The 23,793-nt window shown below is 64.7% G+C and carries 25 protein-coding genes; 17 read left to right on the top strand and 8 right to left on the bottom strand.

Annotated elements, in window-relative coordinates; translation table 11 throughout:
- Nucleotides 1–9: 9 nt before the first annotated feature.
- From LY284_RS32385 to LY284_RS32375, 3 genes are read right to left on the bottom strand one after another with little or no spacing between them, the layout of a single operon-like run.
- Nucleotides 10–1,350, bottom strand: a complete 1,341-nt coding sequence (locus LY284_RS32385; protein WP_233390477.1) for an ATP-binding protein — start codon at nucleotides 1,348–1,350, stop codon at nucleotides 10–12.
- Entirely contained in the window at nucleotides 1,347–2,090 is a 744-nt protein-coding gene (locus LY284_RS32380) for a response regulator (protein WP_233390475.1), read from the bottom strand. The genes LY284_RS32385 and LY284_RS32380 overlap by 4 nt, the downstream gene beginning before the upstream one ends.
- Nucleotides 2,077–2,220 carry a hypothetical protein gene (locus LY284_RS32375; RefSeq protein ID WP_233390473.1) on the bottom strand — a complete coding sequence of 48 codons (144 nt, stop codon included), beginning with the start codon at nucleotides 2,218–2,220 and terminating at the stop codon, nucleotides 2,077–2,079. The genes LY284_RS32380 and LY284_RS32375 overlap by 14 nt, the downstream gene beginning before the upstream one ends.
- A gap of 219 nt (nucleotides 2,221–2,439) precedes the next feature.
- Between LY284_RS32375 and LY284_RS32370 the strand changes: the two genes are divergently transcribed.
- From LY284_RS32370 to LY284_RS32340, 7 genes are all read left to right on the top strand, one after another.
- A complete protein-coding gene (locus LY284_RS32370; RefSeq protein ID WP_233390471.1) occupies nucleotides 2,440–2,895 on the top strand; it encodes a redoxin family protein in 456 nt (151 codons plus the stop codon).
- Nucleotides 2,896–3,102: 207 nt separating this feature from the next.
- On the top strand, nucleotides 3,103–3,324 hold the full coding sequence (locus tag LY284_RS32365; protein WP_233390469.1) for a DUF4148 domain-containing protein: 222 nt from the start codon (nucleotides 3,103–3,105) through the stop codon (nucleotides 3,322–3,324).
- 43 nt (nucleotides 3,325–3,367) lie between these two features.
- Complete coding sequence (locus LY284_RS32360) at nucleotides 3,368–3,640, top strand: hypothetical protein (RefSeq protein ID WP_041733354.1); 273 nt, start codon at nucleotides 3,368–3,370, stop codon at nucleotides 3,638–3,640.
- A gap of 40 nt (nucleotides 3,641–3,680) precedes the next feature.
- Nucleotides 3,681–4,097, top strand: a complete 417-nt coding sequence (locus LY284_RS32355) for an organic hydroperoxide resistance protein (protein ID WP_041733356.1) — start codon at nucleotides 3,681–3,683, stop codon at nucleotides 4,095–4,097.
- Nucleotides 4,098–4,139: 42 nt separating this feature from the next.
- The gene (locus LY284_RS32350; RefSeq protein ID WP_060854065.1) at nucleotides 4,140–5,063 is read left to right on the top strand and encodes a LysR family transcriptional regulator; all 924 of its coding nucleotides are present in this window, start codon (nucleotides 4,140–4,142) and stop codon (nucleotides 5,061–5,063) included.
- Between the two features lie 108 nt (nucleotides 5,064–5,171).
- A complete protein-coding gene (locus LY284_RS32345; protein ID WP_233390467.1) occupies nucleotides 5,172–6,380 on the top strand; it encodes a YbfB/YjiJ family MFS transporter in 1,209 nt (402 codons plus the stop codon).
- A 143-nt stretch (nucleotides 6,381–6,523) separates the two neighbouring features.
- A complete protein-coding gene (locus LY284_RS32340; protein WP_233390465.1) occupies nucleotides 6,524–7,348 on the top strand; it encodes a serine hydrolase in 825 nt (274 codons plus the stop codon).
- Between the two features lie 10 nt (nucleotides 7,349–7,358).
- Here LY284_RS32340 and LY284_RS32335 read toward each other — a convergent pair whose 3' ends face one another.
- From LY284_RS32335 to LY284_RS32325, 3 genes are all read right to left on the bottom strand, one after another.
- Nucleotides 7,359–8,612 carry an MFS transporter gene (locus tag LY284_RS32335; RefSeq protein WP_233390463.1) on the bottom strand — a complete coding sequence of 418 codons (1,254 nt, stop codon included), beginning with the start codon at nucleotides 8,610–8,612 and terminating at the stop codon, nucleotides 7,359–7,361.
- A gap of 85 nt (nucleotides 8,613–8,697) precedes the next feature.
- Nucleotides 8,698–9,612 carry a LysR substrate-binding domain-containing protein gene (locus LY284_RS32330; protein WP_233390461.1) on the bottom strand — a complete coding sequence of 305 codons (915 nt, stop codon included), beginning with the start codon at nucleotides 9,610–9,612 and terminating at the stop codon, nucleotides 8,698–8,700.
- A 41-nt stretch (nucleotides 9,613–9,653) separates the two neighbouring features.
- Nucleotides 9,654–10,949 carry a sugar efflux transporter gene (locus LY284_RS32325; protein WP_233390459.1) on the bottom strand — a complete coding sequence of 432 codons (1,296 nt, stop codon included), beginning with the start codon at nucleotides 10,947–10,949 and terminating at the stop codon, nucleotides 9,654–9,656.
- A gap of 257 nt (nucleotides 10,950–11,206) precedes the next feature.
- Here LY284_RS32325 and LY284_RS32320 point away from each other — a divergent pair, with 257 nt between their 5' ends.
- From LY284_RS32320 to argP, 4 genes are all read left to right on the top strand, one after another.
- The gene (locus tag LY284_RS32320; protein ID WP_233390456.1) at nucleotides 11,207–12,217 is read left to right on the top strand and encodes an IS110 family transposase; all 1,011 of its coding nucleotides are present in this window, start codon (nucleotides 11,207–11,209) and stop codon (nucleotides 12,215–12,217) included.
- A gap of 334 nt (nucleotides 12,218–12,551) precedes the next feature.
- Complete coding sequence (locus LY284_RS32315; RefSeq protein ID WP_233390454.1) at nucleotides 12,552–13,955, top strand: ISNCY family transposase; 1,404 nt, start codon at nucleotides 12,552–12,554, stop codon at nucleotides 13,953–13,955.
- Nucleotides 13,956–14,156: 201 nt separating this feature from the next.
- Nucleotides 14,157–14,420: a hypothetical protein gene (locus LY284_RS32310; RefSeq protein WP_233390452.1), complete on the top strand. Its 264-nt coding sequence runs from the start codon at nucleotides 14,157–14,159 to the stop codon at nucleotides 14,418–14,420.
- Nucleotides 14,421–14,952: 532 nt separating this feature from the next.
- The gene (gene argP, locus LY284_RS32305; protein ID WP_233390450.1) at nucleotides 14,953–15,897 is read left to right on the top strand and encodes an HTH-type transcriptional regulator ArgP; all 945 of its coding nucleotides are present in this window, start codon (nucleotides 14,953–14,955) and stop codon (nucleotides 15,895–15,897) included.
- 33 nt (nucleotides 15,898–15,930) lie between these two features.
- On the opposite strand, the gene LY284_RS32300 is transcribed toward argP, so the two are convergent.
- Together LY284_RS32300 and LY284_RS32295 are read right to left on the bottom strand one after the other, a co-directional pair.
- Entirely contained in the window at nucleotides 15,931–17,211 is a 1,281-nt protein-coding gene (locus LY284_RS32300; protein ID WP_233390448.1) for an MFS transporter, read from the bottom strand.
- On the bottom strand, nucleotides 17,201–18,286 hold the full coding sequence (locus LY284_RS32295; protein WP_233390446.1) for an LLM class flavin-dependent oxidoreductase: 1,086 nt from the start codon (nucleotides 18,284–18,286) through the stop codon (nucleotides 17,201–17,203). Before LY284_RS32295 ends, LY284_RS32300 begins: the two co-directional genes overlap by 11 nt.
- A 338-nt stretch (nucleotides 18,287–18,624) precedes the next feature.
- Between LY284_RS32295 and LY284_RS32290 the strand changes: the two genes are divergently transcribed.
- From LY284_RS32290 to ssuE, 6 genes are read left to right on the top strand one after another with little or no spacing between them, the layout of a single operon-like run.
- Nucleotides 18,625–19,260 (top strand): histidinol-phosphate transaminase, encoded by a 636-nt coding sequence (locus LY284_RS32290; RefSeq protein WP_233390444.1) that lies wholly within the window; start codon nucleotides 18,625–18,627, stop codon nucleotides 19,258–19,260.
- Complete coding sequence (locus tag LY284_RS32285) at nucleotides 19,257–20,501, top strand: acetyl-CoA carboxylase biotin carboxylase subunit family protein (protein ID WP_233390442.1); 1,245 nt, start codon at nucleotides 19,257–19,259, stop codon at nucleotides 20,499–20,501. Before LY284_RS32290 ends, LY284_RS32285 begins: the two co-directional genes overlap by 4 nt.
- Before the next feature lie 6 nt (nucleotides 20,502–20,507).
- Nucleotides 20,508–21,836, top strand: coding sequence for an acetyl-CoA carboxylase biotin carboxylase subunit family protein (locus LY284_RS32280; protein ID WP_233390439.1), 1,329 nt, complete (start codon nucleotides 20,508–20,510; stop codon nucleotides 21,834–21,836).
- A 33-nt stretch (nucleotides 21,837–21,869) separates the two neighbouring features.
- Nucleotides 21,870–22,628 carry an iron-containing redox enzyme family protein gene (locus LY284_RS32275; protein WP_233390437.1) on the top strand — a complete coding sequence of 253 codons (759 nt, stop codon included), beginning with the start codon at nucleotides 21,870–21,872 and terminating at the stop codon, nucleotides 22,626–22,628.
- Between the two features lie 53 nt (nucleotides 22,629–22,681).
- Nucleotides 22,682–22,963: a 2Fe-2S iron-sulfur cluster-binding protein gene (locus LY284_RS32270; protein ID WP_233390435.1), complete on the top strand. Its 282-nt coding sequence runs from the start codon at nucleotides 22,682–22,684 to the stop codon at nucleotides 22,961–22,963.
- 15 nt (nucleotides 22,964–22,978) lie between these two features.
- Nucleotides 22,979–23,557 (top strand): NADPH-dependent FMN reductase, encoded by a 579-nt coding sequence (gene ssuE, locus LY284_RS32265; protein ID WP_233390434.1) that lies wholly within the window; start codon nucleotides 22,979–22,981, stop codon nucleotides 23,555–23,557.
- Nucleotides 23,558–23,793: the final 236 nt, after the last annotated feature.

The raw sequence follows: 23,793 nt of genomic DNA, 5'->3' as shown, positions 1-23,793 counted from the left end.
ACGCCCTGCCTACGCGGCTTGCTTCAGCACGAGCCGCGCTTCCAGCCCGCCGCCTTCGCGCTGATGCAGCGTGAGCGACGCGTCCATCGCAAGCGTAAGCTGGCGCGCGATGGCGAGACCCAGACCCGTGCCGCCCGTCTGCCGGTTGCGCGAGCCTTCCAGCCGCACGAACGGCTCGAAGACGGCCTCCAGCGATTCGGCGGGAATGCCCGGCCCGCGATCGAGCACGGCGATCACGGCGCGGCCATCGGCGCGCGAGGCGACTTCGATTTCCGCCGCGCCGGAATACTTGATCGCGTTATCGACGAGATTGCCCACCACGCGCTTGAGCGCCTGCGGCGGGGCCATCAGCGCGCCGCCGATGCTGCCGGCGAGCGTCACGCTTTGGCCGGCATCGAGATAATCGTCGACCATGCTTTCGACGAGCGCATCGGCATCGATGCGCCGCGGCGCTTCGTTCGTGCCGTGCAGCGTGCGCGCATACGTGACGCCTTCCTTCACGAGCGATTCCATTTCCTTCAGGTCCTGCTGGAGCTTCGCGCCGGCGGTTTCGTCGTCCATCGTTTCGACGCGCAGGCGCATGCGCGTGATCGGCGTCTGCAGATCATGCGTGATCGCCGCGAGAATCTGCATGCGCTGGGCCATGTACATCGAGACGCGGTCCTGCATCGCGTTGAAGGCTTGCGCGGCGCGCGCGACTTCCTCCGGGCCGGATTCCGGCAGGCGCTCGGCCTTGAGATCGGGGCCGAGCGTGTCCGCGGCGCTCGCGAGCCGCTTGAGCGGGCCGGTCGCGAGACGCACCGCGAGCCAGCAGCACGCGCCGAGCACGATCAGTTGCAGCACCAGAACCAGCGGCAGCCAGGCGGAGAGCGGCGTGCCGACCATCGGGCGCATGTCGATGGTGAGCGGCGAACCGTCCGACAGCTTCAGATGCACCTGAAAGCGCTCCTTGTGGCCGGGCACCGCGTTGACGGTCAGCGGATAGCGCTTGCCGATGCCATCGCCGATCGAGCGCGCGAAGCGCTCCGACAGCGCGGCGTCGGGGACGGTGCCGTTCGTCTCGCCCGGTCCGAGGATGAACTCGTAGCTGCGCCGCGCGAGCCGCGGCAGCCACGCGGCGCGTTCGGCGGGCGGCAGGTGATCGAGCAGCGCGACCGAACTCGCGACTTCCCGTTCGACGTAGCCGACCATCACGTTGGTCATCGATTCGTCGCGTTCGTGCATGGTCAGCAGGAACGAGAAAGTCTGCGCGAGCGCCAGGCCGACGACGAGAATCAGCGCGAGCCGCGCGAACAGCGTGCGCGGCCAGTGCAGCATCGAGCGCGGAGAAAGCGGCGAAAGCGTGCTCATCGAGGCGACTCGATCGGGGTGACTTCGGCCGAGAACACGTAGCCTTCGCTGCGCAGCGTCTTGATGTAGCGCGGCTCGCGGGCGGTGTCGCGCAGGCGCTGGCGCAGCCGCGAGACGAGCAGGTCGATGGAGCGGTCGAAGGCATCGGCCTGGCGGCCCTGCGTCAGATTCAGCAGTTGATCGCGCGTGAGCACGCGCTGGGCGTTGTCGAGAAACACGCGCAGGAGACGGTATTCCGCGCCGGAGAGCGAGACCATCGTGCCTTCGGCGTCGAGCAGATGGCGCGCGGTCGTGTCGAGCCGCCAGTCGCCGAAGGCGAGCATCTGCGACGACTCGCTCACCTCCATGCCCGGCGGCAGCATGCGCGTGCGGCGCAGCACGGACTTGATGCGCGCGAGCAGTTCGCGCACGGCGAAAGGCTTCGGCAGGTAATCGTCCGCGCCCATTTCGAGGCCGAGGATGCGATCCGCTTCCTCGTTGCGCGCGGTGAGCATCAGCACGGGGACGTCGCGAAACTTGCCCGAGCGCAGTTCGCGGCACAGCACGAGACCGTCTTCGCCGGGCAGCATCAGATCGAGCACGACGAGGTCCGGCGCGCCCTGCTGGTCGAGAACGGCACGCATCTGGTGGCCGTTCGCGGCGAGCGACACGCGCATGCCGTTCTTCTCGAGATACTCCGCGAGCAGTTCGCGAATGCCGCGATCGTCGTCGACGATCAATACGTGATCAGTGGTTTCCATCAATGGATCGTTGTCGTTGACGCTTGAGTTGCACCCGGCCCGGACTGACCAGCAGACACTGAACCGGATGGGCTAATTCCGTCGCTATTCCGCCTGCGAGAAAGGCGAGCACCGCCAGTATGCGTTTCATCTTTTTGCTCCCGCCGATAACCGATGACTGCGTTATAGCGCGCTTCGGCGGGGCTTTTGTATCGCAGTGTATCCCGCATGCCGCGCGATACATAACATTGCGCAGCGCGCCGCGACCCGACACAAGCGGGATACGCCCGCGCAGTCCAATGCGGTTATGCCGGGAAAGTGCGCATCGTGCGCGCCGCCCCGATTTCTACCGCATTCGGAGGTTTTCGTCATGCACCGGTCCATCCACAACGCCATCGCGCCCGAGTTCGCGGGCATCGACACATGGATCAACAGCGCGCCGCTCACGCTCGCGCAATTGCGCGGCAAGGTCGTGCTCGTCGATTTCTGGGCCTTTGCGTGCGGCAGTTGTATCGACAGCCTGCCGGCCTTGAAGTCGTGGCATCGCCAATACGCGGACCAGGGGCTCGTCGTGGTCGGCGTGCATACGCCCGAGTTTCCGTTCGAAGAGGACACGAACAACGTGAAGCGCGCCGTCGAGCGTTTCGGGATTGCGTATCCCGTCGCGCAGGACAACGGCTACGCGACGTGGGCCGCATACGGCAACCAGCGCTGGCCGTCGCGCTATCTGATCGATCGACACGGGCGCGTCGTCCACACGCAAGCGGGCGAGGGCGGCGACGCCCAGACCGAAGCGGCCATCGAAACGCTCCTGGCCGCCCGCTGAACCGGGCTTTCGTATCGCAATGTATCTGGACCGCGGGCGATACAAAACATTGCACAACACCCGGTTCCGGGACACATGGCAGATACCTGCGAGCCTTCAAATACACACATCGACGGCTGACGAGTGAAACGCAAAGCGAACACCGCGAAAGCCGACGTGCCTCAACCCATTCGACCCGACTGATTCATTCGCTCAAGGAGAAACGCCATGAAATCCACGATCGTTGCTTTCGCTCTCGCCGCCAGCGCTCTGACAGGTGTAGCCCATGCCGCCGTGACCCACGGCAGCACGGTGGACGTGCAAACCCAGCAGGCCATCGCGAATCGCACGGTGGTTGGCAAGACGCGCGCCGAGGTGAAGCAGGAACTCGTGCAGGCGCAGCGCGACGGCCAGATCGCCGCCTTGCGCAGCCTGTATCAGGGCAGCTGATTCGCTTCAACACCCTTTCCACATCATCGAAGAGAGACACATCATGATCAAGCAATTCGTCACCGCCGCAGTCATCGCCGTCAGCGCCGTCGCAGCCGGTTCCGCTTTCGCCAGCAGCGGCTACGGCCCCGCGCCGCATTACGACCCGCTCGCCGGCGCACCCGCTTCGCAGCGCGGCGTGAGCGCGCAGACCATCGCCAGCGAGAGCGCGGCCATGCCGATGCAGGCCTATGGCGGTATCGCCGACGGCGCCACGCAATCGGGCGCACGCGGCGTGAACACGAACGACGTCGCCAGACTTTTCGCGCATCACTAAGCCCAGCCACTTTTCCGAACGCACTCACGAGGAAATCATCATGACCCAGATCGACACCGTCCTGTACACCGGCAAAACGCGCGTCGTCGGAGGCCGCGAAGGCCATGCGAAGAGCACCGATGGCCGTCTCGACGTGAAGCTCTCGCCGCCCGGATCGGCGGGCGCGGGCACCAATCCCGAGCAGATGCTCGCCGCGGGCTGGTCGGCGTGTTTCATCGGCGCGATGGGCAAGGCCGCGGCCAAGCTGAAGACGCGCCTGCCCGCCGACACCGCCGTCGATGCCGAAGTGGATCTCGGCATGGCCGGCGAAGCGTATCTGCTGCGTGCGCGGCTGAACGTGAGCCTGCCGGGCATCGAGCGCGCGGTGGCGGAGGAAATCGCGAACCTGGCGCATCAGACCTGCCCGTACTCGAAGGCGCTGAAAAGCAATATCGACGTGACGATCTCGGTGGTCTGAGGCGGTAGACTTGGCGCTTCGCCCCTGAAGCACCGAGCCGACATGGACCGTATCGACGCGATGAAAGTGTTCATCGCCACGCTGGACGAAGGCAGCCTGGCAGGCGCGGGGCGGCGGCTCGGCCGCTCGCCCGCCGCCGTGAGCCGGGCGATCGCGTTTCTCGAAGAACATACGGGCACGGCCCTGCTTCATCGCACGACGCGCACGATCCGGCTCTCCGAAGCGGGCGAGCGTTATGCGGCCGCGTGCCGCCGCATTCTCACCGATCTCGAAGAAGCCGATTTACTGATCGCGCACGAACGCTCGGCGCCGCGCGGGCTTCTGACGATCACCGCGCCCGTCGCCGCGGGCGAAGACTTCCTGCGCCCGCTGATCGACGATTTTCTCGCGCGCTTTCCCGCTGTCTCCGTGCGCCTGCAACTGCTCGACCGGCCCGTGAGCCTGATCGATGAAGGTATCGATGTGGCGCTGCGCATCGCGCATCTGTCGGACTCGACGCTGATCGCGATTCCCGTGGGCGCGGTGCGGCGCGTGGTGGCGGCGTCGCCGCGTTATCTCGCGAAGCATCCGCGCATTCGCAAGCCTGCCGATCTCGCGCAGCATCAGGTCATTTCGATGACGCATTTCGGCCTCGATTCATGGAGCTTTCCGACATCGGGCGGCGCGGCCATTCCGCAGGTCGTGCAGTTCGCGCCGCGCTTCATTGTGAACACGGTGCGGGCGGCGGTGGCGTCGGCCGTCGATGGCCACGGCCTCACGCGGCTCTTTTCCTATCACGTCGCCAGGGAAGTGAAGAACGCGTCGCTGCGAATCGTGCTTGCGGACAGCGAGCATGCGCCGTTGCCGGTCCATTTGCTGACGCCGCACGGGCGTTTGTCGGTGCCGAAGGTGCGCGCGTTCGTCGACTTCGCCACGCCGCGCCTGCGCCAGCAATTCAAGCGGCTGGAACTCGATTCGACCGTCTAGCGGAAGATTGACTTCCGGCTCGCGGCGATTCTCTCTCGATTCGATCGAATATAGACTGGCCTTCATCGAAGGGCGCGTAGACCGTGCCCGATGCGGCAGGGAGGCACCATGCGATACGCAGTCTCGAATCAATCGGAAAGTGGCACATTTCAGGTCTGGCGCGGCGTGCTGGCCGGGGCGAGCGCGAGTCTCGTCGGCATCGGGCTCGCGCGCTTCGCCTATACGCCGCTGTTGCCGGCCATCATCGGCGCGCACTGGTTTCCGGCGTCCACGGCGGCGTATCTCGGCGCGGCCAATCTCGGCGGCTATCTCGCGGGCGCGCTCGCGGCGGGCTGGCTCGCACGGCGCGCGCAGGCCGCCGCCGTATTGCGCGCGATGATGATCCTCGCCACCATCGCGTTCGTCGCGTGCGCTTTTCCGGTGTCGTTCCTGTGGTTCTTCGCGTGGCGCTTTCTGTCGGGCATTTCAGGCGGCGCGCTGATGGTGCTCGCCGCGCCGACGATCATCGCGCATGTCGCGCCGTCGCGCCGCGGCTTTGCGAGCGGCGCGATCTTCGCGGGCATCGGGCTCGGCATCGCCGCGTCGGGGACGATCGTGCCGCTGCTGCTGCGGCACGGGCTGACCGAGACATGGCTCGGGCTCGCGACGGTGTCGCTGCTGCTCACGATGGTCGCGTGGCACGGCTGGCCGTCGGACGAAGCGCCGGCGCAGGACCACGCGCACGGACACACGCATGCGAAAGCGCCGTCGCCGCCCGCGTTGCGCGCGCTGTTCGCGGAATATGCGCTGAACGCCGTGGGGCTCGTGCCGCACATGATCTTTCTCGTGGATTTCGTCGCGCGCGGCCTCGGCAAGGGCGTCGATGCGGGCGCGCAATTCTGGGTGCTGTATGGGCTCGGCGCGATCGCGGGACCGCTTCTCGCCGGCCATCTCGCGGATCGCGCGGGTTTCGGGCCTGCGCTGCGCGTGGCGTATCTGGTGCAACTGGTGGCCGTCGCGCTGCCGGCGGTGTCGTCGAGCGCGGTGTTGCTGATGGTGTCGAGCGTGGTGGTCGGCGCGTTCACGCCGGGCATCGTGCCGCTCGTGCTCGGACGCGTGAACGAACTGCTCGCGCATCATCCGGCCGCGCAGAAGGGCGCGTGGCGCACCGCGACGACGGGATTCGCCGTGCTGCAGGCGCTTGCCGCGTATGGACTGTCGTTTCTGTTCTCGAATAGCGGCGGGGATTATCGCCTGCTGTTCGCAATCGGCGCGGCGGCGCTGGCGGTTGCGCTCACCGTCGATCTCTTCGCCGCGCTGAGATCGAGGGCGAATTGAGTCGGGACGTTCGCGCGTCGAGGCCGAACTGCGCGGTTTAAGTTTCGCTTAAGCCTCGCCCCATACGGTAGCGGACTCTTTCGTCCGCCGCCGCACCATGCCGCCACATCGACGCTCAATTTCGACGCGCATCCGGACGCGTCATGCTTAAACTGCATCTGCTCTTCATCGTCTTCCTCTTCGCGAGCCTGGCGCCGCTCATCGCGCATGCGAAGCGCGCTGCCGCCGCGAAGCAGCCCGCCGTGCAGGCGCGCGCCGCGATCGTCGTCGATCTGACGAGCGGCCGCACGCTCTACGCGAAGCATGCCGACCGGCGCTTGCCCGTGGCCTCGCTCACCAAGCTGCTCACCGCGATGGTCGTGCTCGACTCGAAGCATTCGCTGCTCAAGCCCGCGCGCATCACCGATGCCGATGTCGATCGCCTCAAGTGGTCGCGCTCACGGCTGCCCGTCGGCTCGCTTTTGCTGCGCAAGACGATGCTGCATATCGCGCTGATGTCGTCGGAGAATCGCGCCGCGTTCGCGCTCAGCCGCGATTATCCCGGCGGCCGCGCGGGCTTCGTGCGCGCGATGAACCGCACCGCGAAGCGGCTCGCCATGAACCGCAGCCATTTCGTCGATCCGACCGGTCTTTCGCCGCACAACGGATCGACGGCGCGCGATCTCACGCGGCTCGCGCGTGCGGCGTACCGCTATCCGACGATCCGCGAATTCGCGACGTCGCATCACAAGCTGGTGCTCGGCGGCGAGGGGCCGCTCGTGTATCGCAATACCGATCCGCTCGTGTATCGCGATGCGTGGCATGTCGGCTTGCAGAAGACGGGCTTCACGAACGAGGCGGGGCATTGCCTCATCGTCATCGCGACGGTGCGGGGGCGTCCCACGCTCTTCGTGATCCTCGGCGCGCCGAGCGTGCACGGGCACTTTCAGGACGCGGAAAGACTGCGAAGCTGGCTGCTGAAGCGCTAGCGGCGCGTTTTCAGGCCGCGGCGAGCGATTCCTCGGTGACGGGCCTGTCGTCGATCGGAAAGTGCAGTAGGGCCGCGACCAGCCCGGCGATGGCCGTCGCGCCCCAGATCAGCGAGTACGAACCGGTCGTGTCGAACACATAGCCGCCCAGCCACGCGCCGAGAAACGACCCGAGCTGATGGCTCAGGAACACGACGCCGAACAGCGTGCCGAGATGACGCGTGCCGAACACCTTTGCGATGAGGCCGTTGGTCAGCGGCACCGTGCCGAGCCATGTGAGGCCCATCACGGCGGCGAAGACGACGACGGAAACGCTCGTCGTGGGCAGCAGCACGAAGAGGGCGATCGTGCCGCCGCGAATCAGATAGAGCCACGCGAGCACGTGCTGCTGCCGCCAGCGTCCGCCGAGCCAGCCGCATCCCCAACTGCCGAACATGTTGAACAGGCCGATGAGCGCGAGCGCCGTTGCGCCGAGCCCGACCGGCATGTGACACAGCATCAGATAGCCGGGCAGATGCGTGGCGATGAACGCAAGCTGAAAACCGCATGTGAAGAAGCCGAGCGTCAGCAGCCGGTAGCCGCGATGACGCGTCGCGAAGCGCAGCGTTTCGGCGAGCGGCATGGCGGCGCTCTGCGTTTCATGCGATGACGCCGCCGCCACGCGATGACGACGGCTCGCGCGATCGAGCACGATGCCGAGCGGCGCGGTGAGCAGCAGCACGAAGGCGAGCGCGCAGAGCGACGCCGGCACGCCCGCGTACAGCCGGATTTCCTGCGCGAACGGCACCATCAGCACTTGCCCGAGGGAGCCGCCCGCGCTGGCGAGGCCCATCGCGACACTGCGCGTTTGCGGCGAAGCGACGCGTCCGACCGTCGCGAGCACCACGCCGAAGCTCGTGCAACTGATGCCGATGCCGACGAGCACGCCGAGACCCAGCACGAGCATCCATCCCGATGTCGCGGCGGCGGCGAGCGCGAGCCCGGCGGCGAACGTGGCCGCGCCGGTCGCGACGACGGGCGCCGCGCCGTAGCGGTCGGCGGCGGCGCCCGCGAACGGCTGCGCGAAGCCCCACACGAGATTGTGCAGCGCGATCGCGAAGGCGATCAGCGTGACGGGCAGACCGCGATCGAAGGAAAACGGCCCGATGAAAAGCCCGAAGGTCTGACGCACGCCCATCGCGGCGCTCAAAATCAGCCCGGCGGCGGCGATGAGCGCCCACGCCGTTGCGCGGCTCGTGTCTTTCGTGGCGGATAGGCTCGACATGGCGCGTGTTCCTCCTTGCCGCCATCGTCGCAGGCGAACGTCCGTGCTGGCAAACGAAAACTTTTCGCGGACGGTTGAGCGCAGTTCAATCGCTCGCTTTTTCGCCTTCGGCGAAACTGGCCGCCTGTTCGATCAGCCAGTTGCGGAACGCGACGAGATCCGCGCGCTCGCTCGCGTGCGGCGACTCGCACAGCCAGTAGGCCGTTTGCGTCTCGACGCGCGTCGCGGACGCTTCCACCAGCGTGCCCTCCGTCAGTTCGCGATCGACGAGCGGCCGTCTGCCGATGACGACGCCAAGCCCCGCCGCGGCGGCGTCGAAGGCAAGCTGGACGGTATCGAAGCGCAAACCACCGCGAAGATCGAGACCGTCGATGCCCGCGCCGTCCATCCACGCCTGCCAGTCCTGGCTCGCGGTATCGACGTGAATCAGCGTGGCGCGCGAGAGATCCGCGCTGCCGTCAGCGCCCGACAGCCTCGCGCGGTAGGCCGGGCTGCAAAGCGGGACGAGACGCTCGCCGAAAAGACGCTGCCACGATGCGCCGTCCACCGGGCCGCGCGAGAGACGCAGGCCGATATCGAAACCATCGACGGGAAAACCCGCCTGACGGCGCGAGGTATCGACGCTGACGTCGACGTCGGGCCAGCGCGCGCGGAAATCGGCGAGGCGCGGGACGAGCCAGCGGGCGGCGAGCGTAGGCGCACAGGTCACAGAGATGGAGCGGCGGGTGCGCCGGTCGGCCAGCGATCGCGTGCCGATGGCGATGAGCGAGAACGCTTCGGCGATATAGGGCAGGTAGTGTTCGCCGGCGGCGCTCAGCGACAGGCCGCGCGGCTCGCGCACGAACAACTCGACGCCGAGCAGCTTTTCGAGCGCGCCGATGCCGTGGCTCACGGCGCCCGGCGTCACGTTGAGCTCGGCCGCGGCGAGCTTGAAACTGCGATGGCGCGCCGCGGCTTCGAAGAGGCGCAGGGCGTTGAGCGGCGGGAGGCGCTGGGGCATGTTGGGCGTGTCGGTCGGCGGCGTGTGCTTATATTGCCATTTCAGCGGGCCGGCTCGCGCCGCGACTTCCACCAGTGCCACGAACGGCGCGCGATGAGTCCGAACGGCGGATTCGCGAACAGGACCGCTGCGCCCAGCGCGATGCCGCCGCAGACGAGAAACGTGCCTCGATATCCGAGTGCCGCGACGAGCGCGCCCGACAGCACGCCGGAAAGAATCGAGCCGACGCGCGATGCGTTGAAAAAGAGCGCCGTGGCCGAGCTTGGCCGTTCGGGCATCAGGTCCTGCATATAGATCATGCCGAGACACGAGATGACGGACACGACGAACGCGTTGAACGCCTGCATCGGAATCAGGAAGCGGATGCTCTGCGACGCCGCGACCGCGATGAAATAAACCGTGTGCACGGCGGCGCTGGCGGCGAGCCATCGCTGCTTGTCGAGGCGCGAGCCGCGTGCGCCGAGCGCGAGCATCATCGGGATTTCGAGGAAGGCGCCGAGCCCGAGCATGACCGATACGTCGATGCGCGTGCCGTGCATGCCGTGGACGACGTACAGCGGCAGGACGATCATGGTGGCGCTCGCGGCCAGCCCGATGAGCGTCATCGCCACGGTCGCGCGCCAGATTTCCGCGCGCGTGTGCGGCGCGCCGGCGTGCGGCGGCACGAGTTCGTCGGTATCGGGCGCGGTCACTTCGAGGAGCGACGACGGATCGCCCGCGTAGTGCGCGGGCGCGCTGTGCGGATCACCCTTGGGCGAATCGTGCATGCGCCAGACGATGCCGCCGCACGCGACGAAACACGCGGCCGCGAACAGGAAAAGGCCGTAGAAGCCCGCGGCGGCCAGCACCAGCGCGCCGACCGAGGGGCCGAAGACCCAGGCCATCGACAGCACGGTTCTGAGTGTGGAGAGCGCGAGTGCGCGTTCGGCTTCGTCATCGACGGGCAAAGCGGCGCGTGCAAACGAGAACACGAGCGACATGGCGGCGCCGCCCGCGCCGAGAAACACGATGCCAATGGCGATCAGCGCGGGATAGCTGCGCAGCAGGCACAGCAGAAGGAAGCCGAGCGCCGACGCGATGAGCGCGGCGAGCAGCAGCTCGCGGTGATGGCCGTGGCGGTCCGACCATTTGCCCGCGAATGCACTGGCGACGACGCCGCTCGCCGCGATCACCGTCATGAAGACGCCGAGGCGCAATGGCGTCATGTCGGCCTGTTCGACGCTGAACAGCGAGAGATACGGCGCGGTGAACGACATCGCGATGCCGAGCATCAAGGTTGCGCTGGCGAGCGGGAGGAAGAAGGGAATTTTGGCGAGGCTGAAGAGACGTGTGTTCATCGGGATGTTGGAGGGACGCGGCTGGGGTCGCGTATGGGCGGGTTTGGGATGATTGTGCGGGATTTGGGCGGTTGGGGGATTTTGGGATGTGGGTGCATGTGTTAGTGGACATAATACAAATTAGCGAATTTTTGTGTGTTAGAGCTCTTTAGATGGAATGGTCGCCTCCCGCCTTAGCGGTCATCCGTCGCCGCAGTTCGGTTGACTGGAGCGTGCGACATTGCTGGTTCGGCGTGTTCGCCGTCAAGGAGAACCAGATGGAATCCACGACCATCGCCATCGATCTGGCCAAGCGCGTTTTCCAGATTCACTACGTCGATCCTCAGACCGGCGCGATTTACAGCAAGGCGCTCAAACGTGCGCAGCTCGTGCCGTTCTTTGCGAACCGGCCGGCATGCCGCGTCGTCATGGAAGCTTGCGGCAGCGCTCATCATTGGGCCCGAACTCTGGCACGACTCGGCCACGACGTGCGGCTCATAGCGGCCCAGTTCGTACGACCGTTCGTGAAGTCGAACAAGAACGATGCGGCTGATGCCGCCGCAATCTGGGAAGCCGCCCAGCGCCCTGGCATGCGGTTCGTCGCAGTCAAGACCGAAGATCAGCAGGCCATGCTGGCGCTGCACCGGATCCGTCAGCAACTGGTCCGGATTCGCGTCATGCACATCAATCAGCTTCGTGGATTGCTCTACGAGTTCGGCATCGTACTGCCGCAAGGCCGTCGCCCATCCATTGAGGCTGCAAAAGCGTCCCTAGTGTCATTCGATGACCAGTTTCCCGTCATGCTGACGGACAGTCTGCAAGATCAACTCTCGCGACTTCGCATGCTCGACGAGCAGATCGAATTGCTCGAACATCGCATTCAGGAATGGCGGCGCAACGACGACGCATGTCGCCGTATCTCCGAAATTCCTGGTGTCGGTGTTCTTACCGCGACCGCTGCGGTATCGGTAATCGGACAAGCGAAGTCGTTCCGCTCCGGACGCGAGTTCGCTGCCTATCTTGGTCTGGTGCCGCGACAGAATAGCTCCGGAGGCAAAACGAAGCTTGGAGGCATCAGCAAACGCGGTGACGTCTATTTGCGAACGCTGCTGATTCACGGTGCTCGAGCGGTGATCTCAAGCTCAAGGCATTTGCCGGAGCGATTGCGCCTGATGTTGACTCGGCGTCCGACGAACGTCGTTGCTGTCGCTCTCGCCAACAAGATGGCACGAACGATTTGGGCGCTGCTTGCGTATGGACGAACGTATCAAGCCTCACCACTGCAGTAAGCAAGCTACGCAACGTAAAACTTATCCACGGTTGCACAGGTGGATTGAACGATGGCAAGACAGGTTGGACCGCGCAAAGGCAAGCCTGAGACATTACTCGGACTTCGAGTCCGCTATTTAGATTAGGACCTTTGCGGCGAAATCCATCGGGGCCGGCGGGCATGCCCGCGATCGAGTCCGGATATAAGTCCGCAACCACCCTCCTTGCTACGAACAATTACCTTGCAAATGGGAGGCGACCATATAAGTAATGTCCGGTTTTGGCTCATTAGAAATGTCCGGTTTCGCTCCGCGAAGCGCACGCTGAATGCGAGCGTCTTCAAGGAGTTTCGCCATGAACGAGCGTGGTTTCATCACGGCGACTATGAACGAACTCGAGCGCATTAAGGTGATCGAGGCGGTGTGCGAACATCGGCTGACGATGGTCCGGGCTGCCGAACGACTGGGGCTGTGCGAACGCCAGATCAGTCGTCTGGCGCGGCGCTATGTGGCAAGCGGTCCGGCTGGGCTGATTTCAGGCAAGCGCGGGCAGCCCAGCAACCGCGAGTTGCCCGCCGATCTGCGAGCACGCGCGATGGCGCTCGTGCGTGAGCGCTACGTCGATTTTGGTCCGACGCTGGCCTGCGAGAAACTGCGTGAATGTCATGGCATCGCGCTGGGCAAGGAGACCGTGCGGCGCTGGATGCGAGATGCAGGCCTATGGATTCCGCGTAAGCAACGTCCGCCAAGACTGCACCAGCCGAGAAACCGTCGTTCGTGTCTGGGCGAACTGATTCAGATCGACGGCAGCGAGCATCGCTGGTTCGAAGATCGCGCCCCCGCCTGCACGCTGCTGGTATTCATCGACGATGCGACGGGCCGGCTGATGATCTTGCACTTCACCGCGACGGAGTCTACCTTCAGCTACTTCGAGGCCATGCGCAAGTATCTCGAAGCGCATGGCAAGCCGGTTGCGCTGTACAGCGACAAGGCGGCGGTGTTTCATTGCAATGGACACGCCGAGACCGCCGGCAAAGGCGTCACGCAGTTTGGACGGGCCTTGTACGAGCTCAACATCGACGCCTTCTGTGCCAACAGCAGCCAGGCCAAGGGGCGTGTCGAGCGGGCCAATCTGACGCTGCAGGACCGGTTGGTGAAGGAGCTGCGGCTACGCGGCATCAACACCAAGGAAGCCGCCAATGCGTATGCGCCCCACTTCGCCGCCGACTTCAATGGCCGCTTCGGCAAGACGCCCAGGAGCACGTTCGATGCACATCGACCGTTGCGCGCGGACGAATCGCTCGAGCTGATTCTCACGTCACGGGTGCCGCGCCGCGTCACCCAGGCGTTGACGGTGCAGTATGACCGGGTGATCTATATGCTCGACGACACGCCAGAGAATCGCGCGTTGATTCATCAGTATCTGGATGTGTTCGAATATCCAGACGGGCGCATCGAGATTCGGGTAAATGGCACGGCCCTCGCCTATCGGCAATACGATCGACTCTCGGAGATCGATCAGGGGGCGGTGGTCGACAACAAACGGCTGGGGCACGCGTTGCAAGTCGCACAGGTGTTGCAGGCGCAGCGCGATGATCGCTGCGCTTCAGGCATGCCATCGCGAACGAACCAGGGGCTGGCTCCGCGGCCCAAAGAACGCAAGGTGGGCACGCGAACGCAGCGCGAATTGACCCAGGAACAGCTCAATGCGGCCGTGCTGAGAACCGCCGAAACGCGGGCAGCCGCGGTGGGGAAATGACCAGAAGCAGGGAGAGATTCAACCGACAAACCGGACATTTCTAATGAGCCAGGCATCGGACATTTCAATCTGGCCGTGACATTTTATGTCACGGCCAGATAGAAATGTCGTAGCGCCAGCTAAATACAGATGTCGGGTTTTAAACCGGTGGCAAACTGGCGACTGAGCGCAATGCTTTTCCCACCCTTGCGAGGAGACCGCATGACAGCCCATGACTTCTCCCAGTTTTCCTGGGACGAACAAGAAGACGTCAAAGCCGTGCTTGCGAATCGGGGGCTCGAACTTCGTGATTTCCGGATTACGGACAATGTCATGGTCCCGGCGGACAACTCAACCGGCGCCACGCGGCAGATCTCCGTCACGCGAATCTCCAACGGCAAAACGGCGAGCTACGACACGGATCACTTCGCCGTATGGCTCACGGATTTCGCGGATGCTCTGGAGTCCGGCGAGTTCGACGACTAATTAGTCGAAAGCGCTTAGGCGCTCGGCGAAAGCAGCCACTCGAACCACATGCCTTCCTTTGGAGGGTTTGTATTGCTTGCAAGCTCGCCTATCGTTGTCACGAACGTGCGCTGCGCCTTGATCGACGCCAACACGCTTGCGCGTCGATCGCCATGGCCGCTTCAAACCAGTTCTCGACAAGGCGAACGCCAGATGGAAGCGATCCAACAGTGCGCCGCCTTTTGTTAACACGATAACGACACATGATTCGATCGAAACGCTACGCGATGGGCGAACTCGCGGCACCAGCGGGACAATCGCCGCTGCAATGAGCGCCGGACGGCGGGTTCCTCGCGCCCGCCCGACAATTTGCCGCCGCTATGCGCCAGCAACCGTCGATTGGCATCATTCGTGCCTGCAATTCGCCTGACTGCGGACCATCCTTCCCGATGCGCCGTCGATGCATCGCCCTGGCCACTCGATGCTCGTTGCTTGGCCGACGCGTGCCGACATGATGCACGCGCGTACTGACTATATTTTGAGGAGCAAACTGATGATGCTCGACCGACATCAGTTGGAGGCTTTCGCAGCCGTCGTCGAAACCTTGAGTTTCGAACGCGCGGCCGAGAGGCTCAATGTGACGCGCGGCGCGATTTCACAACGCGTGAAGGCACTGGAAGAGGCACTATCGACCGTCCTGCTGGTGCGCGACAAGCCGCTGGCCCTCACCGCGGTCGGCGAGGTGCTGCTCAAGCATGTGGTCGCCATTCGGCTGCTCGAAGCCGACACCTACAGCCAGGTGCGCCCGCATGGCGTCGAGGGACGAGGCATGATGCCGCTCGCCATCGGCGTGGATGCGCATTCGATCGACACGTGGTTCAGCGCCGTCGCCCAGCGCCTGATCGAACGCAACACGATAGAACTGGAAATCGTCGTGGATGACGCTGATCCGGCTTTTCCGGTTCTCACGCGCGGGGAAATCATCGGCTGCGTCTCGACCGTGCCGCGGCCTGCGCGCGGTTGCGCCGCCACGCTCATCGGCACCATGCCCTATCGTTGCGTTGCGAGTCCGGCCTTCATGCTGCGGTATTTTTGCAAAGGCTTCACCCTTCATTCGGCCACGTCCGCGCCCGCCGTATTGCTCGGCAAGCGCACCGCCATGCTGGACCGGTATCTCGACACGGTATTCGGTGTCGCCGCCGCCCGTTATCGCAAGAACTTCCTGCCCTCGGCCGCTTCGCAATTCGAGGCGATCGTCGCGGGCGTGGGCTATGGGCTGCTTCCGGAGCAGACCGTGCGCTCACGGCTCGCCAGCGGCGAACTCGTCGATGTGATGCGGCACATGCCGCTGCACGTCACGTTGTACTGGCATCACTGGCGAGCAGCACCGCCAGTCTGCGAGGCGATCTCCTCGGATATCGTCAACAGCGCGCGGGAGATACTGCAGATGAGCGGCGCGGAAGTCGCGAGTCATGCGACGGCACCCACGACCCCGTGAAGACATTGCACCCGACGAGCGCGGCCGATGACGCTACGCTCGTCCGGCGCACTTCGGCGCAGCGGCGGACGCCGACGCATGTTCCTGCGGACCCTTGTCATCCAGCTTTGCACGGAACCCGCGAGCCGTCAGCCATAGCAACGCCGCGCCGGGCAGCGATAGAAGCCCCGCCATGAAAAGCATGATGTGCTGCACGCCGAGCGCGGGTCCGAGGCCCGCCGTAATGAGCCCGGCGATGGGATACGAGAGCGAGTTCACGAGATAGAACGGACCGATGACCTTGCCGAGGTGCTCGGGCTCGATCGCCCTCGCCCGCTGCGTGCGATTGAATACGTTGAACCACGCGACGCCGGCCATCGCAGCGGGAAATGACATTGCGTAGACCCACAGCGTGTCCGTCCAGCCCATCGACGCGAGGCCGATGCACATCACGGCGAATCCCGACGCCCCGATGCGATAGACCGACCACATTTTCAGCAAACGGGGCATCGCCAGCAGATTGATGAAGCCGAGCAAGCCCGCGGCGGTGTTCATCAGGCCGAAGACGCTGTCCGGCGCATGAAAGAGCCCGGTTATGAGGTAGGCATTGGCGCTGATCGCGATGGCAAACGCAAGGTTGATCGTGAAGTTGACCAGTGCGAGCATGAGCACCGGCCGGTTACGGATCAGAAGCTTCCAGCCGAGCAGGAGCTCCTGCCCCACGCGGCTCGGTGTGGCTTTTGCGGACAGCCCTGTCGGCATGCCGCGCCAGCACAGGACGGCGGCAGCGAACGCACCTGCCGCGACGACGAGCAGCGGAAGCTTGCCGAGCCGGTATGCCAGTCCCGCGGCAAGCACCGGCCCGAGCGCTCTCGACAGCAATTCCGCGTTTTGCACCAGCGATTGCAGGCGCGCCAGCGTGTCGCCTTCCGCAAGCGCCGGAACGGTCTTTTCCACCGACATGCGAATCGGCGCCATGAACGCGGAGAGCAATGCGCTATTGATCATGAGCGCGGCGATCGTCGCGCCGGGAACCGTCCAGCATACGAGCGCCGCAATCAGGAGGCATAGCGCACGCCCGGCATTCGATAGGAGAAACAGCCGCTTTCCACCGACACGGTCGGCGAGCACGCCGGCAAACGGATAGCAGATCAGTGCCGGCACCCACTCGACGGCAAATGCGATGCCGGAATACGTCATGCTCGCCGTTTCCTGATAGATGATGAGGGGCACCGCGAAAAGCACTGTCTGCTCGGCGACGATGCCGAGCATCAGCCCGGCGGCGAAGCAGCGCAGGCGCCGGGCCTTGCGGCTGTCGATGGCATCAGATGACAAGGGCTATCTCCTCGTGCTCACCTTCACTGGCTTCGAGCTTGCGCACGAGCGGGACAACATGCTGGAAGAAACGGCGCATTTCGCCGTGGGTGGGCCAGCCCGAAAAGATGAACTCCGTGACGCCGGCCTTCTTGTATTGCATGAGACTCTTCGCCACTTCCTCGTAGCTGCCCGCAAGGCACAGCGCCGGCCCGCCGCGATACGCCACGGCGCCCGACCACAGCACCGGCGACAACCATTCGTCGACGGCTTGCTCCGCCAGCCGGAACGAGGTCTTCACCGCCTGCGAGTCGCAGTGCCTGACGAACTCGCGAACGTTGCGTCGATGCTGCTCGTCCGGATTGGCCATCATCGCCTTGATCTCGGCAAGCGCCTCGGCGTGGGTTTCGCGAGCGAGCACATGCATGCGAATCCCCACCTCCCGCCCTGCATCGCGCACGAACCGGCTCGCCGCTGCGATGCCTTCGGGCGTGTCGCCATAACGCAGCCAGCAATCGCCCCAACGCACCGCGCTTTCCTGCGCCTGCTGCGAAGCGCCGCTCAGATAGAGACGCGGACGATCGCCGTCCTTGTACGGCAGCCCGAGTTTCGCGCCGCTCAGGCGGTAATGCTCGCCTTCGTGCGTTATCGGCGATTCGCCGTGCCAGAAGCGCTGCAGGACGGCGAGATATTCATCGGTGCGTCGATAGCGATCGTCATGCTGCAGATAGTCCCCGTAGTACGCCTGCTCCTCGGGCGAAATGCCGGCGACGATGTTCAGCGAAATCCGCTTGCCGGACATCCACGAAATCGTATTCACTACCTGGGCAAACAGCGTCGGCGGCATCAGCCCAGGGCGATACGCGAGAATGAACGTCACTTTCCTCGTCTCCCGGACCAGTGCGCCGATGAGCGGCAGCGGGTCAGGCAGGTGAAACCCGATCCCCATCAACAGCGAATCCACGCCCAGGTCTTCCGCCTCCTGGACGAAATCGATCATGCCGTCGAGGTTCAGTTCGTTCGCCAGATCCTTTTCGGATGCCTTAGTATTCCCGTCTCCCCTGGGCGCGCACCAGTGGAATCTCAGTGGTCTCATCGCTTGCTCCGCATGGATTCGTTGAAGTTGAAACGAGCTTAGGTGCGATGCAAACCTCATCGCAAGCGCTAACTCATCGATGCAAGAAATTCTGACGGGCCGATAGCCGCGCTCAACGCGTGCGGTGCATCCCGGTCCGCTCATCGCTGACGGCGCGCCTTGAATCCGCGCAGGCCCGTGCACATTCGCTGAACCGCCTTGGGCTATTTCACCGGCACTTTTTCTGACGCGCCGTCAATTAAATCGACCGATGTGCTCAAGCGGTATTTCCTGATCTACATTGATTTCACGATTCGTTCGGGGACGAGTCGACTGACCGATGACAGGAGCAAGAGCTTATGCTTTCGGGCCACGCGCTGGATGCGGCGCGGCTCAGAGACCTGGTCGAGCGCCTGCCCGCTCATGTCGTCCTGGTGCTCGACGAGGCCTATGCGGAATTCGCATCGGACGACGCGTCGGCCTTCAACGCGCAGTTGCCGCTCATCCATCCCAGGGTCGTGGTCACGCGCACATTCTCGAAGGCGTATGGCCTCGCCGGGCTGCGCATCGGCTACGCCATCGCCGATGCGGGCCTCATCGACTGGCTGAACCGCGTCCGCCCGCCTTTTCCCGTCAATCGTGTCGGGGCGGCCGGCGCGGCGGCGGCACTGGACGACCGCGCGCATATGGAATGCATCGTCGCGCAGGTGCGCGAAGGCCGGCGCACGCTCGTCGATGCGCTCGGCGCGATGAAGATTCCCGTCACCGACGGCAGCGCGAACTTCGTTCTGGCCGATTTCGGACCGGCCGCACCCGCCGTCTATGAAGGCCTGCTCGCGCGTGGCCTGATCACGCGCGCGATGCACGCGTACCGCTTGCCCGGTCATCTGCGCATCTCCGTGGGCACGGCGGACGAGATCGGGCGGCTCGTGGCCGCCATCGGTGAACTCAAGCAGCCCGAGAGCCTGACCCATACGACCGAGGAGGAAGCGTGAACGTCGTCATCATCAACAACCTCGCGCGCTTTCCCGGCACCGCGAGATGGGACTTCCATCTCGTGTGCTACGAGGCGTTTCTCGATCACGAAGCGCACGACGTCAGCTATATCGTGAACCGCCGCGGCCGCTCGGCGATCATGGCGCCGCCGGGCAGCCACAGCGTGTACGAACTGGACCGGCTCGACGACATCGCGGCGTACCGGCCGATTCTCTCGCGAATCGCGAGCGAGCACGGGCCGATCGATCGCCTGATCGTCTTTTCCGAGTCGCTGCAGGACCTCGGCGCGCAGCTTCGCGAGGAGTTTCGCATCCCCGGCAAATGGACGGCCGAGAATCGCCTCGGCCGCGACAAGCTCCTCATGAAAGCGAGAGTGTCCGCCGCCGGACTGCGCACCCCGCGCTACACCGCGATCACGGCGGGGCAAGTGGATGACGCCTTCGCGTTCGCGGCGAGCGCAGGCTATCCGCTGATCCTGAAACCCACCAACGGCCAGTCGAGCCAGGGCGTACGCAGGATCGAGAACGCGCCTCAGTTGCGCGCCAGCGTGTCCGCGCTGCCGGCGCACGAGACGTGGGACCTGGAGGAGTTCATCGACGGCACGCTGCTGCACATCGACGGGCTCGTCGATCCTTCAGGAAACGTCACGCTGGTCGTGCCCTCGCGCTATCTCAACACGTGCCTCGATTTCACCTTCGGCGCGCCGCTCGGTGCGATCACGCTGGAACCCGGCACCGTGCTTCATGCAACGGTGAGCCGTTTCTCGGCGCGCTGCATCGAGGCCATCGGTCTGAAGGCGTGCCCGTTTCACCTGGAGCTCTTTCACACGGCCGAAGGCGAACTCGTGTTCCTGGAAGTCGGCGCGCGTGTCGGCGGCGCGGACGTGCCTTCGGTCATCCATCGGGCCACCGGCATCAACCTGTTCTGCGAGTGGGTCAACATGAGCATGGGGCAGGACGCCACGCTGCGCGCGCAACAGCGCTCGATCGGCGCGTGGCTGATGTTCCCTCGCCCCGATGGCCTGCCCCTGCGCGTGCGCTCCGTCACGCGCTTCGATGACCGCCTGCGCAGCCTCTACCGCCAGCTCGTGCCCGACGAAGGCCAGCTCATCGAGCACGAAGACGGCTACTGCTCGATGCAGTCGGGCCGCTTTCTTTTCGACTCGACGTCCGCGGACGAGGTCGAAAGCGACGTCGCCCATGTTCTCAACGCGTTCTCCATCACCACCACCGAGCCCTGACACATCATGACGAAACCCGCCCTGCTTCTTTTCGCACACCAGGCCCGCTCCTATGCGGCGATGATCAAGGAGTACGTCGAACGACTCGACGTCGCCCTGGTGATTCTCAGCTCGAAACCGCGCGACGTGCGCGATCTCGAGCAACTGAACGCGCTCAGCCCCGCCCGCCTCTGGCATGTCGACGACGAGCACCTCGACGAATCCCATGTGTCGATGGTGCTGACCGAGGCGCGCGACGAAGGCTTCACGATCATCGCATCGCTCGCGACGTTCGAAGGCTACCGCGTGCTGATGGCGCTCACCAACCAGCGGCTCGGCGCCGTCGATGTCGATCCGGCGGCGGTGCGTCGCTGCATGGACAAGTATCTGTGCCGCCAGTCTCTCGTCGAGCGAGGCTTGAGCCGCTCGGTGGCGACCGTGCTCGATGAAGAGTCGCTGAGCGTGCTGCGCGCGAGCGGGAGGAAGCTCTTCGTCAAGCCACGGCGCGGCGCCGGTTCGTTCGCCTGCTTCCGGCTCGACGATACGCTGACGCCCGGGCGGCTACAGACGCTCAAGCAGCAGATGCGCGAGGATCAGGCCTTTCGGGCGATCTTCGCCGGCCAGTTCGACTTCATCGCGGAAGACTACCTGCACGGCGACGAGTACAGCCTGGAAGTACTGGCGATGGGCGGCGCGAGCTATGTCATCGGCGTGCACGCGAAGTATCTGGACGATTCGAGCGGCACGACGCTCGAAACCAGCAACTCGCTTCCCGCGCCGCGCCTGAGCGATGCGCAACAGCTCGCCGGCGAGCGTTTCGTGGATGAATGCCTCGCGGCGCTGCAACTGCGCGACGGGTGCTATCACATCGAGGCGCGCCACGATCCGCGCGACGAGCACTGGGACATCATCGAGATCAATGCCCGCATGGGCGGCGCGCTCATCAACCAGAGCATCGGTATCTTCACGGGCGGCCTTTCGATGCTCGAACTATGGGTCCGGATGCTGTGCGCCACGACCGACGCCACGCGCCGCGCATTGCGCGACGACCTGGACGTGCTGCGCGAGAGCACGCGCCGACGCGACAAGAGCATGCAGCAGGGCACCGTGTTCTTCAGCCGCTATGGCCAGCGCAACCGCACCCTCGCGACGCTGTCGACACACGAGCTCGCGCCGCAGCCGGACATCATCGAAAGCCCGGTGCGCGAGGGCACGAGGCTGCCCGACTCGGAGCGCGGCATCTTCATTCTGAACGCGCTCTGGAAGGTGCCCATCGACGAGATCGCGACCCAGCTGAATGCGCTCGCGGCCATGCTCGACCAGAAGCTCGTCGTGCGTTATTCCGATGCGGCCTGACGCGCCGCCCATTCCATTCTCGAGGACAAGACCATGAATCGCGTGACCCGATGCGGCATTGACCGCCCGACACCCTTTTACTCACTCGCCGAGGGCCAGGAAGTGCGGGCCCGGCTCGACCGGTATCTCGACGGGAAGATGGCCGAATGGGCCGCCACCGTTCCCTATGCCAACCACCTGGAAAGCCGGAAGCTGGACAGCAGATGGTATCGCCGCCATACGATCGAGCATGTCTGGCGCATTCGTCTGAGCCGCTCGGCGCATTGCAAGGCGCTGCACGCGATCACGCAGATTTCGCCGGAAGCCGCGCAGCTTTACGGGCAATACCAGTCCGAAGAGATGAACCACGACCAGTTGTTCATGCAGGACTGCAAGGCGCTCGGCGTCACGCAGGAGGAACTGCTTGCCACCGAGCCGTTCCTCGCGACCCGTCTGCTGCAAGGGTTCTTCTATTTTCTCTGCGAGCACGAAAGCCCGCTCGGGGTGGTTGCATCGAGCTATCTGGTCGAGTACACGACGGCGAAGCTCACGCCTCGCCAGATCGAATCGCTGCGCACGACGCTCGGCGACGAGAAGATCAAGGGCCAGCTCGCGCACATCAACACCGATGTCGGAGACGATCACGCGGGCGAGATGTGGCGCATCCTGCGCTACCTGATTCACTCGGAAGAAGACGTCGAAAAGGTGCTGCGCTATTTCGACGACATTCAGACCATCCTCGCCATGTACTTCCGCGAGCTTTACGAGACCACGGTCGGAACGCCGCCCGTGACGGAAATGGCGACCGCGTGAATCGATAACCTGCGGCTGCCCACACGGGGCAGCCGTCGCACCTGGGCCTGAACATGCATAAAGTACACGTCAGCACGACCGGCGAGAGCTTCACGCTGCCCCACGACGCCTATCTCTCCGATGCCGCCGAGCTGCAACTCGCGGGTCTCACCTTCGGATGCCGGGCCGGCATGTGCGGCATCTGCGTGATCGAGGTGATCGACGGCGCAGCCAACCTGTCGCTGCCCGACGAGGACGAGACGCGCCTGCTCGCCTTTCTCGGTTATAGGGATGCACGTCATCGTCTCGCCTGCCAATGCCAGTTGCACGGCGACGTGACGATCCAGCAACGCTGAGCCGGGAGACCCAATTTGAACCCTATCGTCACGATATCCGGCAGCCCGGCAGCCCGTTCGCGCAGCGCGCACCTGCTGCATGTCGCCGAAAACGCGCTGCATGCGCATGGCATTCCGGTCAGACGCATCGATGTTCGCGAACTGCCCGCGGCCGCGCTCGTGCACGCCGACTTCGGCGACCCGGACGTGCGCGCCGCGCTCGCGCTCGTCGAAGAGGCTCAGGCCGTCGTAATCGCGACCCCGCTCTACAAGGCTTCCTACTCCGGCTTGCTCAAGACTTTCCTCGATCTGCTGCCGCGCTCGGCCCTGGCGTCCAAGCCGGTCTTGCCTTTCGCCACCGGCGGCAGCCTTGCCCATCTGCTCGCGCTCGACTATGCGCTGAAGCCTGTTCTGGCGTCGCTCGGCGCGCAGCACGTACTCGGCAATGTCTTCGCGACGGAGGGGGAGATATCGGTGGTCGACGGCGCCTACACACTCAGCGGCGCGACCGCGCAACGTCTTGCCGATGCGGTCGATGCACTCGTGGCGGCGCTCGACGATGCGGCTGCGTTGCGCCGCTTGCGTCAGCCGCGCATGGTTCAATCGGCGGCGTAGTCGTAGGGCGCGCGAATCCGCCGACCGCATCGGCACCTGATCGGCTGACATCAACTTTTAATCCAACGAAAGCGTTTCGGCATGATTTTCATGCCTATAATCAGCGCACAAGGTTCGATCCGCACAGAGTACGTCCCGCGAAAAACAATAAGGAGAGCCGTCGTGCCCCGATCCCACCGTGCCAGCGACGCATTGCCCTTCAGCCCGGACCCGGACAGCGCGGGCCGTCGTCAGTT

The sequence above is a fragment of the Caballeronia sp. PC1 genome, from assembly GCF_021353155.1.
Taxonomy (GTDB): Bacteria; Pseudomonadota; Gammaproteobacteria; order Burkholderiales; family Burkholderiaceae; genus Caballeronia; species Caballeronia cordobensis.
The sequence above is the reverse complement of the archived record's forward strand: the minus strand, read 5'-3'. Positions and strand labels throughout refer to the sequence as shown.

What these genes read in the sequence shown, in the direction of transcription:
- LY284_RS32385 (WP_233390477.1), bottom strand. Translation starts at nt 1,350, where the DNA reads ATGAGCACGCTTTCGCCGCTTTCTCCGCGCTCGATGCTGCACTGGCCG.
- LY284_RS32380 (WP_233390475.1), bottom strand. Translation starts at nt 2,090, where the DNA reads ATGGAAACCACTGATCACGTATTGATCGTCGACGACGATCGCGGCATT.
- LY284_RS32375 (WP_233390473.1), bottom strand. Translation starts at nt 2,220, where the DNA reads ATGAAACGCATACTGGCGGTGCTCGCCTTTCTCGCAGGCGGAATAGCG.
- LY284_RS32370 (WP_233390471.1), top strand. Translation starts at nt 2,440, where the DNA reads ATGCACCGGTCCATCCACAACGCCATCGCGCCCGAGTTCGCGGGCATC.
- LY284_RS32365 (WP_233390469.1), top strand. Translation starts at nt 3,103, where the DNA reads ATGAAATCCACGATCGTTGCTTTCGCTCTCGCCGCCAGCGCTCTGACA.
- LY284_RS32360 (WP_041733354.1), top strand. Translation starts at nt 3,368, where the DNA reads ATGATCAAGCAATTCGTCACCGCCGCAGTCATCGCCGTCAGCGCCGTC.
- LY284_RS32355 (WP_041733356.1), top strand. Translation starts at nt 3,681, where the DNA reads ATGACCCAGATCGACACCGTCCTGTACACCGGCAAAACGCGCGTCGTC.
- LY284_RS32350 (WP_060854065.1), top strand. Translation starts at nt 4,140, where the DNA reads ATGGACCGTATCGACGCGATGAAAGTGTTCATCGCCACGCTGGACGAA.
- LY284_RS32345 (WP_233390467.1), top strand. Translation starts at nt 5,172, where the DNA reads ATGCGATACGCAGTCTCGAATCAATCGGAAAGTGGCACATTTCAGGTC.
- LY284_RS32340 (WP_233390465.1), top strand. Translation starts at nt 6,524, where the DNA reads ATGCTTAAACTGCATCTGCTCTTCATCGTCTTCCTCTTCGCGAGCCTG.
- LY284_RS32335 (WP_233390463.1), bottom strand. Translation starts at nt 8,612, where the DNA reads ATGTCGAGCCTATCCGCCACGAAAGACACGAGCCGCGCAACGGCGTGG.
- LY284_RS32330 (WP_233390461.1), bottom strand. Translation starts at nt 9,612, where the DNA reads ATGCCCCAGCGCCTCCCGCCGCTCAACGCCCTGCGCCTCTTCGAAGCC.
- LY284_RS32325 (WP_233390459.1), bottom strand. Translation starts at nt 10,949, where the DNA reads ATGAACACACGTCTCTTCAGCCTCGCCAAAATTCCCTTCTTCCTCCCG.
- LY284_RS32320 (WP_233390456.1), top strand. Translation starts at nt 11,207, where the DNA reads ATGGAATCCACGACCATCGCCATCGATCTGGCCAAGCGCGTTTTCCAG.
- LY284_RS32315 (WP_233390454.1), top strand. Translation starts at nt 12,552, where the DNA reads ATGAACGAGCGTGGTTTCATCACGGCGACTATGAACGAACTCGAGCGC.
- LY284_RS32310 (WP_233390452.1), top strand. Translation starts at nt 14,157, where the DNA reads ATGACAGCCCATGACTTCTCCCAGTTTTCCTGGGACGAACAAGAAGAC.
- argP (WP_233390450.1), top strand. Translation starts at nt 14,953, where the DNA reads ATGATGCTCGACCGACATCAGTTGGAGGCTTTCGCAGCCGTCGTCGAA.
- LY284_RS32295 (WP_233390446.1), bottom strand. Translation starts at nt 18,286, where the DNA reads ATGAGACCACTGAGATTCCACTGGTGCGCGCCCAGGGGAGACGGGAAT.
- LY284_RS32290 (WP_233390444.1), top strand. Translation starts at nt 18,625, where the DNA reads ATGCTTTCGGGCCACGCGCTGGATGCGGCGCGGCTCAGAGACCTGGTC.
- LY284_RS32280 (WP_233390439.1), top strand. Translation starts at nt 20,508, where the DNA reads ATGACGAAACCCGCCCTGCTTCTTTTCGCACACCAGGCCCGCTCCTAT.
- LY284_RS32275 (WP_233390437.1), top strand. Translation starts at nt 21,870, where the DNA reads ATGAATCGCGTGACCCGATGCGGCATTGACCGCCCGACACCCTTTTAC.
- LY284_RS32270 (WP_233390435.1), top strand. Translation starts at nt 22,682, where the DNA reads ATGCATAAAGTACACGTCAGCACGACCGGCGAGAGCTTCACGCTGCCC.